The organism is Castellaniella sp. WN (assembly GCF_054457555.1).
Window position 1 is genome coordinate 462,169 of sequence record NZ_JBTKZC010000002.1, and the last position, 15,902, is coordinate 478,070.

At 60.0% G+C, this 15,902-nt stretch carries 12 protein-coding genes and 1 pseudogene; 8 read left to right on the forward strand and 5 right to left on the reverse strand.

Annotated elements, in window-relative coordinates; genetic code table 11:
• Window positions 1-22 precede the first annotated feature (22 nt).
• From ACTPOE_RS16070 to ACTPOE_RS16090, 5 genes are read right to left on the reverse strand one after another with little or no spacing between them, the layout of a single operon-like run.
• Complete coding sequence (locus tag ACTPOE_RS16070; RefSeq protein WP_458873234.1) at window positions 23-1,330, reverse strand: TRAP transporter large permease; 1,308 nt, start codon at window positions 1,328-1,330, stop codon at window positions 23-25.
• A gap of 4 nt (window positions 1,331-1,334) precedes the next feature.
• Window positions 1,335-1,868 carry a TRAP transporter small permease gene (locus ACTPOE_RS16075; protein ID WP_458873235.1) on the reverse strand — a complete coding sequence of 178 codons (534 nt, stop codon included), beginning with the start codon at window positions 1,866-1,868 and terminating at the stop codon, window positions 1,335-1,337.
• 15 nt (window positions 1,869-1,883) lie between these two features.
• On the reverse strand, window positions 1,884-3,014 hold the full coding sequence (locus ACTPOE_RS16080) for a C4-dicarboxylate TRAP transporter substrate-binding protein (protein ID WP_458873236.1): 1,131 nt from the start codon (window positions 3,012-3,014) through the stop codon (window positions 1,884-1,886).
• Window positions 3,015-3,044: 30 nt separating this feature from the next.
• Window positions 3,045-4,217: a thiolase gene (locus ACTPOE_RS16085; RefSeq protein WP_458873237.1), complete on the reverse strand. Its 1,173-nt coding sequence runs from the start codon at window positions 4,215-4,217 to the stop codon at window positions 3,045-3,047.
• Entirely contained in the window at window positions 4,214-4,630 is a 417-nt protein-coding gene (locus ACTPOE_RS16090; protein WP_458873516.1) for a Zn-ribbon domain-containing OB-fold protein, read from the reverse strand. Before ACTPOE_RS16090 ends, ACTPOE_RS16085 begins: the two co-directional genes overlap by 4 nt.
• A gap of 143 nt (window positions 4,631-4,773) precedes the next feature.
• On the opposite strand from ACTPOE_RS16090, the gene ACTPOE_RS16095 reads away from it, so the two are divergent.
• The 8 genes and pseudogenes from ACTPOE_RS16095 (at window position 4,774) to ACTPOE_RS16130 (ending at window position 15,896) form a co-directional block, all read left to right on the forward strand.
• A complete protein-coding gene (locus tag ACTPOE_RS16095) occupies window positions 4,774-5,571 on the forward strand; it encodes an enoyl-CoA hydratase-related protein (RefSeq protein ID WP_458873517.1) in 798 nt (265 codons plus the stop codon).
• Between the two features lie 124 nt (window positions 5,572-5,695).
• Complete coding sequence (locus tag ACTPOE_RS16100; protein WP_458873238.1) at window positions 5,696-6,583, forward strand: SDR family NAD(P)-dependent oxidoreductase; 888 nt, start codon at window positions 5,696-5,698, stop codon at window positions 6,581-6,583.
• A 4-nt stretch (window positions 6,584-6,587) separates the two neighbouring features.
• Entirely contained in the window at window positions 6,588-7,469 is an 882-nt protein-coding gene (locus tag ACTPOE_RS16105; RefSeq protein WP_458873239.1) for a MaoC/PaaZ C-terminal domain-containing protein, read from the forward strand.
• A gap of 72 nt (window positions 7,470-7,541) precedes the next feature.
• Window positions 7,542-8,693: an acyl-CoA dehydrogenase family protein gene (locus ACTPOE_RS16110; protein ID WP_458873240.1), complete on the forward strand. Its 1,152-nt coding sequence runs from the start codon at window positions 7,542-7,544 to the stop codon at window positions 8,691-8,693.
• 84 nt (window positions 8,694-8,777) lie between these two features.
• Window positions 8,778-9,964, forward strand: a protein-coding gene (locus ACTPOE_RS16115; protein ID WP_458869997.1) for an IS3 family transposase whose coding sequence is annotated in 2 segments (ribosomal slippage) — window positions 8,778-9,042 and window positions 9,042-9,964 — 1,188 coding nt in all. Because the reading frame shifts where the segments join, the coding sequence is not laid out codon by codon here.
• Between the two features lie 4 nt (window positions 9,965-9,968).
• A pseudogene (locus ACTPOE_RS16120) lies at window positions 9,969-10,178 on the forward strand (restriction endonuclease); the annotation flags it as partial.
• 19 nt (window positions 10,179-10,197) lie between these two features.
• Complete coding sequence (locus ACTPOE_RS16125) at window positions 10,198-13,098, forward strand: SNF2-related protein (RefSeq protein WP_458873241.1); 2,901 nt, start codon at window positions 10,198-10,200, stop codon at window positions 13,096-13,098.
• Window positions 13,095-15,896: a TrlF family AAA-like ATPase gene (locus tag ACTPOE_RS16130; RefSeq protein ID WP_458873242.1), complete on the forward strand. Its 2,802-nt coding sequence runs from the start codon at window positions 13,095-13,097 to the stop codon at window positions 15,894-15,896. Before ACTPOE_RS16125 ends, ACTPOE_RS16130 begins: the two co-directional genes overlap by 4 nt.
• The last annotated feature ends 6 nt before the right edge of the window (window positions 15,897-15,902 follow it).

Consider the following 15,902-nt stretch of genomic DNA (forward strand, 5'->3'; position numbering starts at 1 on the left):
CGCGATCCACGTCATCCCGCCGTCACTTCACGTATTGCGGAAGAAACAGTGCGATCTGCGGCCAGGCGATCATGAAGCCGACCAGAATCAGATCCGCCACGATGAACCAAGTCACACCGGCGAAGATCCTGGCCAGCGGCACCTTGTCTCCCAGGATCTCCTTGATGACGAACACGTTCAAGCCCACGGGCGGCGTGATCAGGCCCACCTCGAGGAATTTCACCAACAGGATTCCGAACCACAGCAGGTCGGCCCCCTGATGCTCCAGGATCGGCAGCACGATCGGCAAAGTCAGCAGCATGCAGCCCAGGGAATCCAGGAACATGCCCAGGATCAGATACAGGACCGCAATGGCCACGATGAGCATCAGAGGGCTGACATGCAAGGACGAGATCTGATCCGACAGGAAATCCGGCAGGCCCGTCAGCGCGAGGAAACGGGTCAGCAGGGCGGCTCCCATGGCGATGAAGAAGATGGATGCCGTTCCGCGCACGGTCTCCACGGTCGCCTTGCGAATCACGGTCCAGTTGAGGGCGCCCTTCAGGACAGCGATGAGACAGGCCAGAAACGCACCCACAGCACCCGCCTCGGTCGGCGTGAACACACCAGTGAACAGGCCGCCAAACACGCCCAGCACCAGAAGGACGAACGGCCAGATCTCCAGCAGCGACCGCAGCCGCTGGCGCCAGGGCGGCACGTGGTCCAGCCGGGGCGCCAGAGAGGGCTGGAGCGAGACGCGAGTGACGATCACGATGGAATAGAACACCGCGGTCAGGATGCCCGGAATCACGCCGGCGATGAACAGCTGGCCGATCGACACCTCGGCGAAGACGCCATAGACGATCATCAGGATGCTGGGAGGAATCATCGAGCCGATAGTCCCGGCCGCCGCCACAATCCCGGCGGAAAATCCCGGGTTGTAGCCCAACCGCATCATCTCCGGCACCGCGATCCGGCCCATGGCCGCCGATGCCGCCATGCTGGATCCCGTGACGGCGGCAAAGCCCGCGGCCCCGGAGACGGACGCGATCCCGAGCCCGCCCGGCAGGCGCCCGAGCCAGAGTTGGGCCGTCCGGAACAGGGCCTCCGTGATCCGCGAGTAATAGGCCACATAGCCCATGAGGAGGAACATCGGGATGGAGCTCAGTGTCCAGTGCGCCGTGAATTCATACGGCACCTGGGACAGTGTGCCCCACGCCGCACGGGGACCCGCATAGATCCAGATCCCTCCAAAGGCCACTCCGCCCAGCGACACGCCCACGGGCACACGCATCGCCAACAGGAAGACCACGACCGCCAGCGCGATCAAGCCAAGGGTAATGCCATCCATTGCTTCAGCCCTCTTCGTGTATCGTTTCGAGCAGATCTTCAGGCCGGTCCACGGCCTCGAGGCCTCGCCTCAGGATCAGCACGGTCTTGAGCAGCAAGGCCAGGGCCAGCAAGGCAAAACCCACGACGGGAAGAAAGCGGGTGGGCCAGATCGAGACGATGAGTTCGCTGCCGGCATAGGTGCCGGAGCGCATCGCCCTGAGCGCCGGCTTCCAGGCCGCCCAGCCGGCGCAGGCGCAATAGACGGCCGCCAGGGAAAGCGCCAGCGGCAGCACCACCGTCCGCGCCCGCCGCGACAGGCGGTCGTAGAACAGCTCCACGTGGACCAGGCTGCTGCCGTGGCGCTCCAGCGCCGCCAGCGGCAGAAACACCACGGCCGTCATGTAGTAGTAGGTGGCCATCTCCATGGTCAGCGGCAACGGGGTATTGAAAACGAACTTTCCGATGACGTCGAAGCTGACATGGAGCATCATGGCGACGAGCGCCAGGCCGCCGACGAAGACGGCGCCACGTTCCAGTCGATCAAGCAGTGTCTGCATGCCGGACTCCTGGTATCACATGCCGTATCTGGATGGATCGACCTTCGCATAGATTTCATCCTGCATGGCCTTGACCAGCTTGGCCTGGTCTCCGCCGGTCCGCTCCACGATCCCTTCCCACTTCTTCAACAGTTCGCGATAGCGCGTAACCCATTTCTCCGCGTCGTCGATGCGGTGGCGGGTCTTGGCGATTTCCGCGATCTTCTTCAGATCCGCCTCGACGAACTCGCTGCGCTGCTTCAGCAGCGATTCGCTCGGCTGCACCAGCGTGACGCCATGCTCGGCGGCCTTGTCCTCCGCGGCCTTGTCGCTGTTCATGTAGCCAAAGGTGGTCCCCATCGTGCCGATGGCCGATCCGTACAGCATCACGCGGCGCTGCTCGTCGCTCAGGTCCCGCCAGAATTCCTGATTCATGGTGAACAGCGACATCGCCGCGTAGTTCCCCAGCGGCAGCAGGGTGTCGTACTTCGCAATGTCCCACAGGCTGAAGGACTGCAGGCCGGAGGGCGAGAATACAGCGACATCCAGCCCGCCGCGATCCAGCGCTTCGAACATCTCGGCCGAAGAGACCGTGACCGACGTCCCCCCGACATAACTCACCCAGCGATCCCACACCGTGCCCGCGGACCGGAACTTCTTGCCTTTGAGATCCTCGGGCCCATGGATCGGAAACTTGGAAATCAAGGTATAAGGCGTCGTGGCATAGCCCGACGTGAAGACCAGCCCCTTGTCCAGGAACTCCTTGCGGCAGGGCTCGCAATCCAGCACGATCAGCTCGGACACCGCGCCGGCCGCGGCCGGTGGACTTTCCGACAGCATGGCCAGATCGGAAATCAGCTGGAAGTAGGGAAATTGCGCGGGGAAATAGGTCAGGGCCAGCACACCGATGTCCGCCACGCCGTTTTCCAGGCCGGGCAAGGTGTCATTGGCTCCCATCAATGCGCCGCCGCTCCAGAACTTGAAGTCGATCTCGCCATGGGTGTTCTTCTTCACATAGTCCATGAAGGGTTCATAGCCCCCCACCGTGCCGGGATGCTTGGGCGGCAGCCAGCTGGTCGCCTTGACCGTGGTCTTCGAGAAAGCGAGACCGGCCGTCAGGCACATGATTCCAGCGGCGAGCGCCTTGATCAGGAAATGGCGTTTCATATTGTCGTCCTCCAGTGATTTTTGATGGGGCTACAAGGCGGCTTCCGTGCCGAGGATGGCGGTCGACTGGCTCGACAAGGTGCCGCCATTGCCATTGACCAGCGCCAGATCGGCATCCGGAATCTGCCGCTCGCCGCAGGCGCCGCGCAACTGGCGCACGGCCTCGATCATGATGAAGATCCCGTACATGCCCGGATGCACGCAGGACAGCCCGCCGCCATTGGTGTTCACCGGCAGGTGCCCTCCCGGGCCGATCCCGCCCTGGCTGACGAACTCGCCCCCTTCCCCCTTGGCGCAGAAGCCGAGGTCTTCCAGGAACAGGATCGTGTTGATGCTGAAGGCGTCGTAGACCTCCACCACGTCGATGTCGGCGGGCCGTACGCCAGCCATCTCGAACGCGATCCGGCCCGACTGCCGGGCTGCCGTGACCGTCAGGTCCTCCATCGAGGAAATCTGGCGATTCCAGACCGCGGTGGAGTTGCCCAGCACATACACCGGCTTGCGTCTCAGGGAACGGGCGCGGTCGGCACGGACCAGCACATAGGCGCCGGCCCCGTCATTGACGAGACAGCAATCGCGCACCGTCAGAGGATCCGACACCATGCGGGCGGACAGTACGTCCTCAACGGTCAGCGGGTCGCGCGCCAGGGCCTCGGGATTCAGCTGCGCCCAACGGCGCGCGGCCACCGCGACTTCGGCAAGCTGCTCTCGGGTGGTACCGTACTGATGCATGTGCCGCGCGGCGGCCAAAGCGTAAGAGCTCAGCGGATTGAGCGGGTTGTACGGTGCTTCGTAAGGCTGGGGATCCAGCCACTTCCGCACCCGGCCCACCTCCGCGCGGCTCAGTGTGGACGTGCGCTGAGTACTGCCATAGCACACCAGCACGGCATTGCACTGACCGGACTCCAGCGCCTGGATGGCGGGCATCAGATGCGCCACGAAACTGGAGCCGCCCAGCATGGTGCTGTCGATGAATGTCGGACGGATCCCGAGATGTTCGATCACCGGCATCGCCCACATGGTCGCCGCCACGCTGGCGGTGCAGATGCCGTCGATGTCCCGCATGCTCAGCCCGGCATCGCTGACGGCGCGATGCGCGGCCTGGACCAGGATTTCCGTTTCCGTATAGCCGGTGGCAAAACCCAGGCCGGCCTGTCCCACGCCGACGATCGCGGTCGCGCCTCTGAGTCGTCGATCGATCATGATGGCTCTCCGATGGGGTCGAATACGACCAGCTTGCCGCTCCCGCCATCGACGATCCGGGACTGGACCGCCATGCCGATCGCCACCCGATCCGGCGCAATGCCTTCCACGCGGCTCATCATCCGCACGCCTTCCTCGAGATCGACGAGCGCGACGTTGTAATCGCCGCCATGCTCGGCCTTGCGGCGCACCACCGTCGTCGAATAGACCGTGCCCCGTCCGGAAGGCTGGAACCACTGCAAGCGGTCACCCCCGCAGTGCGGGCAGATCATCCGGGGGTAGAAGATGCTGCGTTCGCAGGCGAGGCAACGCTGGATCCGGAAGTCGCCCTGATCGAGCCGCGTCCGGTAATACAGATCCGCGCCGACCTCGGACGGCCGAGGGTTCGCGGGTGGTTGAATGTGCTCAGGCATAAGTCCCTCTGTCTGTCGCGGCTCGTCGGCAAATGGACGGCCGCCTTCCGTTTCGCCGAGACAAGTGTTCTTCAAAACGAGATCCACGGGAATTCTGATTTGCTTAAATGAGCGTTTCGACCTTGCTAACAGAGGACTCGGCCATGGGCCACAACTATCGACATCTCAAGTTTTCCTGCCGCGAGAGCGTGGGACGCATCGTGCTGGCCCGGCCGGACCATCTGAACAGCCTGACGGAGATCATGCACGAAGACTTCCGGGCCGCCCTGGACTTTCTGGAATCGAAGCGGGATCTGCGCGGGCTGCTGATCACCGGAACAGGCCGGGGATTCTGCGCCGGACAGGACCTGAACGAGCGCCCGATGTTGCCCGAAGGCCAGGCCCGGGATCTGTCTGTCGGCCTGAAGCAGAACTATGAACCGCTGATTCTGCGGATCAAGGCACTGCCGGTCCCCGTCATCTGCTTCGTCAATGGAGTCGCGGCGGGCGCGGGCGTGAGCCTGGCGCTGGCGTGCGACCTGGTCTACGCCGTGCGTTCGGCGCGCTTCATCCAGGCCTTCACCCGGATCGGCCTGCTGCCGGATGCCGGGGCCACGCACGCCCTGCCCCGGCTGGTGGGTCCACAGCGCGCAATGGGTGCGGCCTTGTTCGCGGAGCCCGTATCGGCGGAAACCGCGGAACAATGGGGCCTGATCTGGCGCTGCCTGCCCGACGGGGAGCTGGATGCCACCATGGAAGCCGTCCATACACGGCTCGCGCACGGTCCCACGCGTGCCTACGCGGCCACCAAGCAGGCCCTGCAGGCCGCCATGGAAAATACGCTGGCCGAGCAGCTGGGCCTGGAAGCCTCGCTGCAGAAGTCTCTGGGCCTGAGTTCGGACTACCGCGAAGGTGTCCGCGCATTTGCGGAAAAGCGGCAGCCCCGGTTCTCCGGATCCTGAGACAGGCCGCCGGGCCATGCTTCACCATTGATTAACGCCTGCTTTCGAAATTCAAAGTTGAGGCCGGTCCGCTTTTTCTCTATTGTGAATCGCATGTCAACAATAGGATCCCGAGGAGGTCTCCATGAGCGGTTTGGTCAAGGACAAAGTGGCACTGGTGACAGGCGCCGGCGGCGGCATCGGCCGAGGCATTGCGCTGGGCCTGGCGGCCGCGGGCGGCCGCGTCGTGGTCAACGACATCAGCGAGGCCAATGCACGGGCCGTGGTGGACGAGATCAAGGCGGCCGGCGGAGAAGCCATCGCCAGCAACGACAGCGTCTCGAGCCACGATTCCGCCCGGAAGATCATCCAGGCGGCCGTGGACAGCTTCGGCCGGATCGATATCGTCGTCAATAACGCGGGGAATCTTCGGGACCGCCTGTTCCACAAGATGTCCGAAGACGAATGGTCCCAGGTGCTTGACGTCCATTTGAACGGCACGTTTTTCGTCAGCAGCGCCGCGGCGGCCTTCTTCCGACAGCAGGAGTCCGGTGCCTTCATCCACATGACGTCCACCTCGGGGCTGATCGGCAATTTCGGCCAGGCCAACTATTCCGCAGCCAAGATGGGCATCGTCGGACTCTCGAAATCCATTGCGCTGGACATGGCGCGCTTCAACGTCCGGTCCAATTGCATCGCGCCCTTCGCCTGGACCAGCATGACCAGCTCGATTCCCGCCAGCACGCCGGAAGAGAAAGAGCGCGTCCAGAAGCTTCAGAAAATGGAAGCCGGCAAGATCGCGCCGCTGGTCGTCTATCTCGGCAGCGATGCCGCGCGCGAAGTCACGGCGCAGATATTTTCCGTGCGCGCCAACGAGATCATGCTCTTCAGCCAGCCGCGCCCCGTGCGCTCCGTGCATATGTCCGAGGGATGGACGCCCGAAACCGTCGCGTCCATCGCCATACCGGCCATGCGGAACAGTTTCTACAAGCTCGAACGCTCCCCGGAAGTCGTCAGCTGGGACCCCATCTAGTGCCATGCCGCTCGATTACGACCTGATCCGGAACTGGCGCTTCAACGAGATCCGCCAACGTTACGACGAACGCGATGTCATCCTCTACGCCCTCGGCATCGGCCTGGGCGCGGATCCCCTGGACCCTCAACAGTTGCGCTACGTCTACGAAGAGGGGCTGCGCGTTTTTCCTTCCATGGCGGCGGTGCTGGGGTACCCCGGGTTCTGGATGAAAGACCCACGCACCGGTATCACCTGGACCCGTGTGGTGCATGGCGAGCAGCGCATCCACTACCACGCCCGCTTCCCCGTCCGGGGCGAGGCGATAGGCCGCAGCCGGATCACGCACGTGATCGACAAGGGCGCGGATAAGGGAGCGCTGGTGGTGACCGAACGCACGATCCACGATGCCGCCGCCGGGACACTGCTGGCCACGCTGCAGCAAGTCACGTTCTGCCGGGCGGATGGCGGCTTCGGCCGCAGCGATCCGCCTCTGGAACCGCTGCCCAAGGTGCCGGACACGCCGCCAGACGCGTGCCGCGAGCTGACCACGCCGCCCCAAGGGGCGCTCCTGTACCGCCTCAATGGCGATCGCAATCCACTCCATGCGGACCCGGCCGTGGCGAAATCCGCAGGATTTTCCCGCCCGATCCTTCACGGCTTGTGCACTTATGCCTACGCCAGCCAGGCCCTGGTCCGCACGCTATGCGGCGGCGACGAAGAGCGCCTGGCCTACCTGCACGGCCGGTTCTCCGCACCGGTGCTGCCTGGAGAAACCCTGCAGATCCAATTCTGGAACAGCCGGCCGGATCTCGCCCAATTTCACGTGCGTGTCAAAGAGCGGGACGTGATCGTCCTGAGCCATGGCGTCGCCGGCTTGCGCCCCGGCCGGCGGCCCAAGGACTGAATCCGCCGCACATCCGTATGACGCCCGGAAGCCCGGGCGCCGCCCCTCTTTCGTATTTTCACTCGAACCATCATGATCAGAGACCAGGAAACACTGAATATCTTGCTGAGCAATGTGTCCCGCTTCGTCCGGGAACGGCTGATTCCCAACGAGGAGACCGTCGCGGAAACAGACGAGATTCCCGCAGCCATCATCGAGGAGATGAAGACGATCGGCCTATTCGGGCTGACGGTGCCCGAGGAATACGGCGGTCTGCAGCTGACCATGGAAGAAGAAGTCCTGGTCATGCTCGAACTGGGCCAGACCTCTCCCGCATTTCGTTCGGTGGTGGGCACCACGGTCGGCATCGGTTCACAAGGCATCGTCTTCGACGGCACCGACGAGCAGAAGCAGAAGTACCTGCCCCGCATGGCGACGGGCGAGCTCATCGCCTCGTTCGCGCTGACGGAGCCCGGCTCGGGATCGGATGCCGCGTCCCTGAAAACCACGGCCCGGCGCGAGGGCGACCATTACGTCGTCAACGGCACGAAGCGTTTCATCACGAACGCTCCCCAGGCCGGGCTGTTCACCCTCATGGCGAGGACAAATCCAGATGACAGGTCGGCGCGCGGTATTTCGGCCTTCATCGTCGAAGCGGACAGCCCGGGCATCACGCTCGGGAAGCGGGACCGGAAGATGGGACAAAAAGGTGCCCATACCTGCGACGTGATCTTCGAGGACTGCAAGGTTCCTGCCGCGAACCTCATCGGCGGCGTAGAGGGACGCGGCTTCAAGACCGCCATGAAGGTGCTCGACAAGGGCCGGATCCATATTGCCGCCATCTGCGTCGGCGTGGCGGAACGCATGCTCGCCGAGGCGCTGCAATATGCCGCCCAGCGCCATCAGTTCGGCAAGGCGATCGGGGAATTCCAGCTGGTCCAGGCCATGCTGGCCGATAGCAAGGCGGAGATCTATGCGGCGCGCTGCATGGTGCTGGATGCCGCGCGGCGTCGCGATGATGGCCTGCCCGTCAGTACGGAAGCGTCCTGCGCCAAGATGTTCGCATCCGAAATGTGCGGCAGAGTGGCGGATCGCGCGGTGCAGATCTTCGGTGGCGCCGGCTACATGAGCGAGTATGGCATCGAGCGCTTCTACCGCGATGTGCGGCTGTTCCGCATCTACGAGGGGACCACGCAGATCCAGCAATTGGTCATCGCCCGCAATCTGTTGCGCGAATTACTCTGAAATCGGAGAGCCCCATGAAAATGAGCTTGCCCCTGAATGACGAAGTCCTTAGTTCCAGTTAAATTGGAACTCAAGGAGTAAGAAATGACAGATTTGAGAAGGCGTGCGAAGTACACGCAGGAGTTCAAGCAAGAGAGTGTGCGTCAGGTGCTGGCGGGATCGTCAATCCGTGCCGTGGCCGATTCGCTGGGGATTCCGAAGGCAAGTTTAGGCAACTGGGTACGTCAACACGAGCTCGGGGATCTAGGCCCAGGGCCCACGAAAGCGACAGCGCCAGTCTCGGTGGAACAGATGGAGATTGCCCGTCTGAAAGCTGAGAATGCCCAGCTTCGGATGGAGCGTGACATTGCAAAAAAAGCCGCGGCGTACTTTGCGCTGGACACGCTGCAAAGTACGCCTGGATTCAAAAAATGAAAGGTCGCTGGCCGATTCGTGCGATGTGCAGGGTGTTGTGTGTCAGCGAAAGCGGCTACTACGGCTGGCAGCGTTCTGGACGTGTCTCGGCAGGTACTCGCTTGCCCGATGAACGGGTACTGGCTCACATTTGCGTCATCCACCGTGAGGTGAAGGCAGAGTACGGCTGGCCGAGGATCTATCGGGAGCTTCGGCGACGTGGGCTGAAGGTAGGAAAGGAGCGGGTTCGGTTGCTGATGAAAGCCCACGGAATACGCGCTCGCGTCAAACGCAAATATGTTGTGACGACCGACAGCAGGCATGCCTTGCCAGTAGCCCCAAATCTGGTGAAGCGGCAATTCAATCCGCCGCAACCGGACCGGATCTGGTGCGGCGACATCACGTATTTGCGTACGGACCAAGGGTGGTTGTACTTGGCGGCCGTGATCGACCTGTTCAGCCGTAAGATCGTTGGCTGGAGCCTGAAGCCGCACATGCAGACCAGCTTGGTCAAGGATGCCCTGGAGATGGCCTATTTGCGCCGCCGACCGGCACCGGGACTGATCTTCCACAGCGACAGGGGCGCCCAGTATTGCAGCCATGACTTCCAGCAGGCGCTGCGCACCTGGAAGATCCATCCGTCGATGAGCAGGAAGGGAGACTGTTGGGATAATGCGCCAACAGAGAGCCTCTGGGCGCGTTTGAAGGCCGCTTGCTTTGATGGCCGAAAGTTTGCTTCCCACCGCGCAGCCAGAGTTGCCGTGATGGACTGGATTACGTTCTACAACCACCGGCGACTGCATTCGGCACTGGGCTACACCAGTCCAATGGAATACGAAAAAATCTGGCACGCGAATCACTATAAAATCGCTGCCTGAACCCCGAACTAAGGACTACGAAAAACGGGGGCAATATCATGTCAGCACCGGGGGCTTTTCCAAGGATGCGCAGTACGAAGCGGACCGGGCATCCATTCCGCTGGCAATGTGGACGCTGGATCATGTGGTGCGTGCCCTGATCGAACACTACGACGCCACCGACGCCGAAACCAAACGAATCGTGCCGCTGAAGCGGCTGTACTGGCCTGCCTGATGTCTGGAGAGACATTCACTTGGAACATTTCCTGACCCCTCATCAAAGTCAGTACTTCGCCTGGCAACTGACCCGACAGGCAGCCAGTGACAGCGTGGAATCTCTGGCCAACGCACTGGTGGACGCCCAGGTGGATTTGAATCCGCACCAGGTCGAAGCCGCACTCTTTGCCTGTCGCAACCCGCTATCGCGTGGCGTGATCCTTGCGGACGAGGTGGGGCTGGGAAAAACCATCGAAGCCGGGCTGGTCATTTCTCAACATTGGGCGGAGCAACGTCGCAAGATGTTGATCATCGTGCCGGCCAACCTGCGCAAGCAATGGCACCAGGAACTGCAGGACAAGTTCAACCTTCAGGGGCTGATCCTCGAAGCGAAGAACTACAACGCCATGCGCAAGGAAGGTGTCACGCAACCCTTCCAGCATACAGGCGGGCCGGTCATTTGCTCCTACCAGTTCGCCAAAGCCAAGGCCAATGACCTCAAGCGCATTCATTGGGATCTGGTGGTCATGGATGAAGCCCACCGTCTGCGCAATGTCTACAAGAACGGCAACGTCATTGCCCGGACGATCCGCGACGCGCTGGAGCACGTCGATGCCAAAGTCCTGCTGACGGCAACACCGCTGCAAAACACCCTGCTGGAGCTTTACGGCTTGGTGAGCATGATCGACGAACGTGTGTTTGGCGATATCGACAGCTTTCGAACCCAATTCTCTGGCGTCAGAACCGAACAGTCCAACAGGGCACTGCGAGAGCGTTTGGCACCACTTTGCAAACGCACGCTGCGCCGGCAAGTTCAGCAGTACGTGCCGTATACCGCACGTATTGCCATCGTCGAAGAATTCACCCCAAGCCAGGAAGAGCAGCAACTTTCTACTTTGGTCGCCGATTACCTGCGTCGCCCGAATCTCAAGGCACTACCTGAAGGCCAGCGTCAACTGATCTCGTTGGTGCTATGGAAGCTACTGGCCTCGTCCAGCCACGCCATTGCCGGGGCGCTGGAGACCATGGCCAACCGCCTTCAAGGACAACTGGATGAGTTGCCTGATGTTCCTGACCTGAAAGAGTCGCTGGATGACGACTACGAAGGACTGGATGAAACCGCCGAAGAATGGAATGGCACAGACGCCAATGATGCCGATGCCAGTGCCAACGAGCGGGTAGCCATTGCCGACGAAGCGGCCGAACTCCGGCGCTTCAAGGAATTGGCTACAGGCATTCGACAGAATGCCAAAGGGCAGGCGCTGTTGACTGCATTGGACAAGGCTTTCGCTGAGCTGGAGCGTTTAGATGCGGGCAAGAAAGCCATCATTTTCACCGAGTCCAAGCGCACCCAGAATTACCTGCTCTCCCTATTGGCTGAAACAACCTACGGCGACGGCATTGTGCTGTTCAACGGCACCAACAGCGATGCCAGAGCGCAGGCCATTTACAAAGACTGGCTGCAACGTCATGAAGGCAGCGACCGCATTACCGGCTCTAAAACCGCTGACACTCGTGCCGCGCTGGTTGAGCACTTCAAAGAGCGCGGCACCATTATGATCGCGACGGAGGCAGGCGCGGAAGGCATCAACCTCCAGTTCTGCTCTCTGGTTATCAATTACGACCTGCCGTGGAACCCCCAACGGATCGAGCAGCGCATCGGTCGCTGCCACCGTTACGGGCAAAAGCACGATGTGGTGGTGGTCAACTTCGTGGACCGCAGCAACGAGGCGGATGCGCGTGTCTATCAGTTGCTGTCGCAGAAGTTCAAGCTGTTCGAAGGCGTGTTCGGTGCCAGTGACGAAGTGCTGGGAGCCATTGGCTCCGGTGTGGATTTCGAGCGGCGGATCGCCGCCATCTACCAAAACTGCCGCGAACCCGAAGAAATCCGCAGCCGCTTCGAAGACCTCCAGCGCGAACTTGCCAGCGAGATCGACGAAGCGATGCTCAGAACACGGCAGCTTCTGCTGGAGAATTTCGACGAGGAAGTGCAGGAGAAACTGCGCATCCGCAGCCAAGACAGCCAGGCAGTGCTGACCAAGTACGAGCGCCTGCTGATGGACTTGAGCCGCACGGAGCTGCGGGATCATGCTCGCTTCGATACTGCCGGAGAGGCCAATGGTTTTGTCCTGCACAGCCTGCCCGATGGGCTAGGTCTCGCCACCGGCAGCCGGGAACAGGCAGTGATGGCGGGGCGCTATGAACTGCCCAGACGCAGCGGCGATGCGCATCTTTACCGTATGGGCCATCCCTTGGCGGAATGGGCCATTGAGCGCGCCAAGGCACGAGACCTACAAGCCCCCACACGATTGGCGTTCGACTACACCGCCTATGGCAAACGGCTCGTCAGCCTTGAGAAATGGCGCGGCCAGAGCGGCTGGTTGAGCGTAACCCTTTTGTCCGTCGAAACCCTGAACGATCAGGAGCAGCACCTGGTTGTTTCCGCCTGCACCAAGACAGGCGAAGCGCTGCCAGAGGACGATCCAGAAAAACTGCTGCGCCTGCCAGCGCTGGTCGAAGGCGATGCGCACCTGCAAGCTTGTGCCGAACTCGTCGCCAACGTCGAAAGCCGGAAAAGCGTACTACTGCGTGAGATCAATCAGCGCAACCTGGGCTACTTCGAGCAAGAGGTACAGAAGCTCGATGCGTGGGCCGATGACCTGAAGCTCGGGCTGGAGCAGGAAATCAAGGCTATCGACGGCGAGATCAAGGAGGTGCGCCGCACCGCCGCTGCGTCACCCACGCTGGAAGAAAAGCTGGCACATCAGAAACGCCAGCGAGAACTGGAAACCAAGCGCAGCAGACTACGCAGGGAGCTGTTCGCTAGGCAGGATGAGGTAGAAGAACATCGTAATAAGTTGATTGGCGAGTTCGAAAATCAGCTTCAACAAAGAGTTGATGAAAAGAATTTATTTATCTTGGAGTGGGAGTTGAAATGAGGAAATTTCCTGGCTCTAACTGGTGGTCATTCGATTTCCACAACCATACGCCTGCATCTAGCGATTACGATGCGGGAGAGCGTGCGACGTTGACCGCACGGAATTGGTTACTGGCTTACATGCGGTCAGGTGTGGATTGCGTTGCCGTCACTGATCACAACTCAGGTGGCTGGATTGATTCCTTGAAACAAGAACTAGAAGCAATGGTTGGCGAGCAGCCTCGTCATGCGGACTTCCGCACAATCCACCTGTTTCCTGGCGCTGAACTTACTTCCTCTGAAGGGCTGCATGTCTTGGCTGCGTATGGGCCGGAAGAAGGGGCTGCAAAAATTCATGGTCTATTGACCTTGGCGCAGTACAACAACGATGCCAACAACGCACACGGGATTTGCAATGCGGGTGCTTCTGCTATCTGCGACTACATTCACCAAACCGGCGGTGTGGTCATTCTGGCTCACGCCGAAGAGATCAACGGCATCTTTCACGGTTCTGTAGATACAAGCACGGAGAGCTTTACTCCCACCAGGCCAGTCCGTTCTATTGAGCAAATTCTGGAAAAGGCTGATGCCATCGAGATTCATGATGAGAGCTCCCGTGCTGCCCAGAATTTCGCGGATAAGGTGAGAGGTCGGGCCATTGTTGACGGTTCCGATGCGCACCGAACGAATAGGGCAGGTACTCGTCGTGTGTGGCTGAAGATGGCACAGCCCAGTATCGAAGGACTGAAGCTGGCATTGCTTGACCCGACAAGCTCGCTGTTGCGCGCTCAAGAAAAACCAGCAGCACCTTTGCATAGGATTACTTCGCTGCGGATTGAGCAGCTTCATCTGCGGCGGCAGCCACTGGAGATTGTGTTCAGTCCGTGGTTCAACGCCATTATTGGTGGGCGCGGCAGTGGCAAGTCCACCTTGCTGGAGGCACTCCGGCTAGCGATTGCACGCGAAGTAGATATTCAGGAGCTTGGCACTGCGCAAGAAAGTGATGTTGTCCGTGCATTCCAGCGTTTCCGCACTCCAGGCGGCGCGAGGGGAAACTCAGGCATGGTTAGGCAAGACACAATACTTGTCGCTACCGTCGAAAAATACGATCCGTCGACGAATATCAATGAAACCTATTTGTTTACATGGAAGCCTGCCGGATTCCAAGCGCAGCGATTGGATGCTGGTGCTTGGCAAGACACTGGGTTAAGTATCGAGCAGGCTGCAAAGTCTTTTCCGGTCAAGGTATTCAGCCAGAAACAGATTTTCGAGTTGGCGGAACGTCCTAGCGCCTTACTGACTTATATCGACCGTGCTCCGGAGGTTGGATTTCAGGCATGGAAGGAAAGACACGAAGAGCAGTGTCGTTTCTTGCGAGAGTTGCGTGGCAAGGAGCGAGTACTGTTGCAGAGCATCGAAAAGAAGGCGGAACTGGAAACGGAACTTCGTGAGGTTTCGCGCAAGACGCTGGCCTATCAACAATCTAATGTTGCTGGACAGGTCAAGGTGTATCGGGATAATCAGCAGGCGCAGAAGGAGGTCAACGATTTTGTCGAGACCCTCTTTGCTCCCATCCGTAAACTGGACGAAGTCCTGGAACAGGATAATCCCTACACCCAGAATCGATTGGGCAACATTGCTTTGCAAGTCCCCGACCCGTCGGATATCCAGCAAGGAGCTGCCACAGTAGCTAATGAACTGGATGCAAAATATCAGGTAGTGCGCCAGATCATTGCTGAAATGCAGCAACTGGTTGCAGGGTTCCAGAAAAGCCAGCCGGTCGTGGACTATTTGCAGGAAACCGAAAGGGCAATTGCGGTATACCGTGATGAAGTTGCCCGACTGAGAGATCAGGGCATCGGCACGGCGCAAGAAGCTGAAACAGCCTTGAGGCGTAAGCAAGAGCTGGAAGCAGCCTTAGCTCAGATCGCCGCTCAGCAGGCCCAGTTGCTGACATTGCAGAAGCAGCTTCTTGCGGCTTACGCACGGTTAAAGCTGCATCGCCGCAAGCTGACGAGATTAAGACGAAAGTTCGTTAATGATGTTCTGGTATCCAATCCGAACTTGCGCATCACAATTGATGAACAGGCGGATGTCGATCAGTCTAACGACGAGTTTCGTTCCATCTTGCGATTGCAGGATGGAACCTTTGTCGAGGATGTCCTCTCGATAGATGAGGCGTCGGGACAAAAAGCGGGATTGTTAGGAAAGTTGGTGGTGGGCGGCTTGCATGACCCTACACACAAACGTGTCACCAGCCTGAAGGCTGGGATTCTGGAACGCAACCGAGAAATTCTTGGTCATGCCCTGCATGGCCGACTTGTGACGGCCATTAGTAGACTGAGCTCTGATGACTGCGATACCTTGCTGGAGTGGTTCCCGCAAGACTTAGTGAAAGTTGAGTTCAGGCGCAATCAGAACGAAAACTTCCAGTCGTTGGAGCGAGCTTCCGCAGGCCAAAAAACATCCTCTGTTCTATCATTTCTGCTGTCACACGGCGATGAGCCCTTATTGTTGGACCAGCCGGAAGACGATCTCGATAATGCATTGGTTTCAGAGTTGGTGGTTAATCAAATTCGCAGCAACAAATCACGTCGCCAAATTATCATTGTGACCCACAATCCGAACATTGTGGTGAATGGCGATGCCGAGCTGGTTTTGCCAATGGTATTTACCGCAGGACAGATTCAACAAAACGACGCTGGCGGATTGCAGGAACGCGCTGTGCGAGAGCGCATCTGCAACATCATGGAAGGTGGGCGTGATGCGTTTCGCCAACGCTACAAACGCATCCTCGAAGATCTGGACGCCTCAGTTTAGTCGGAA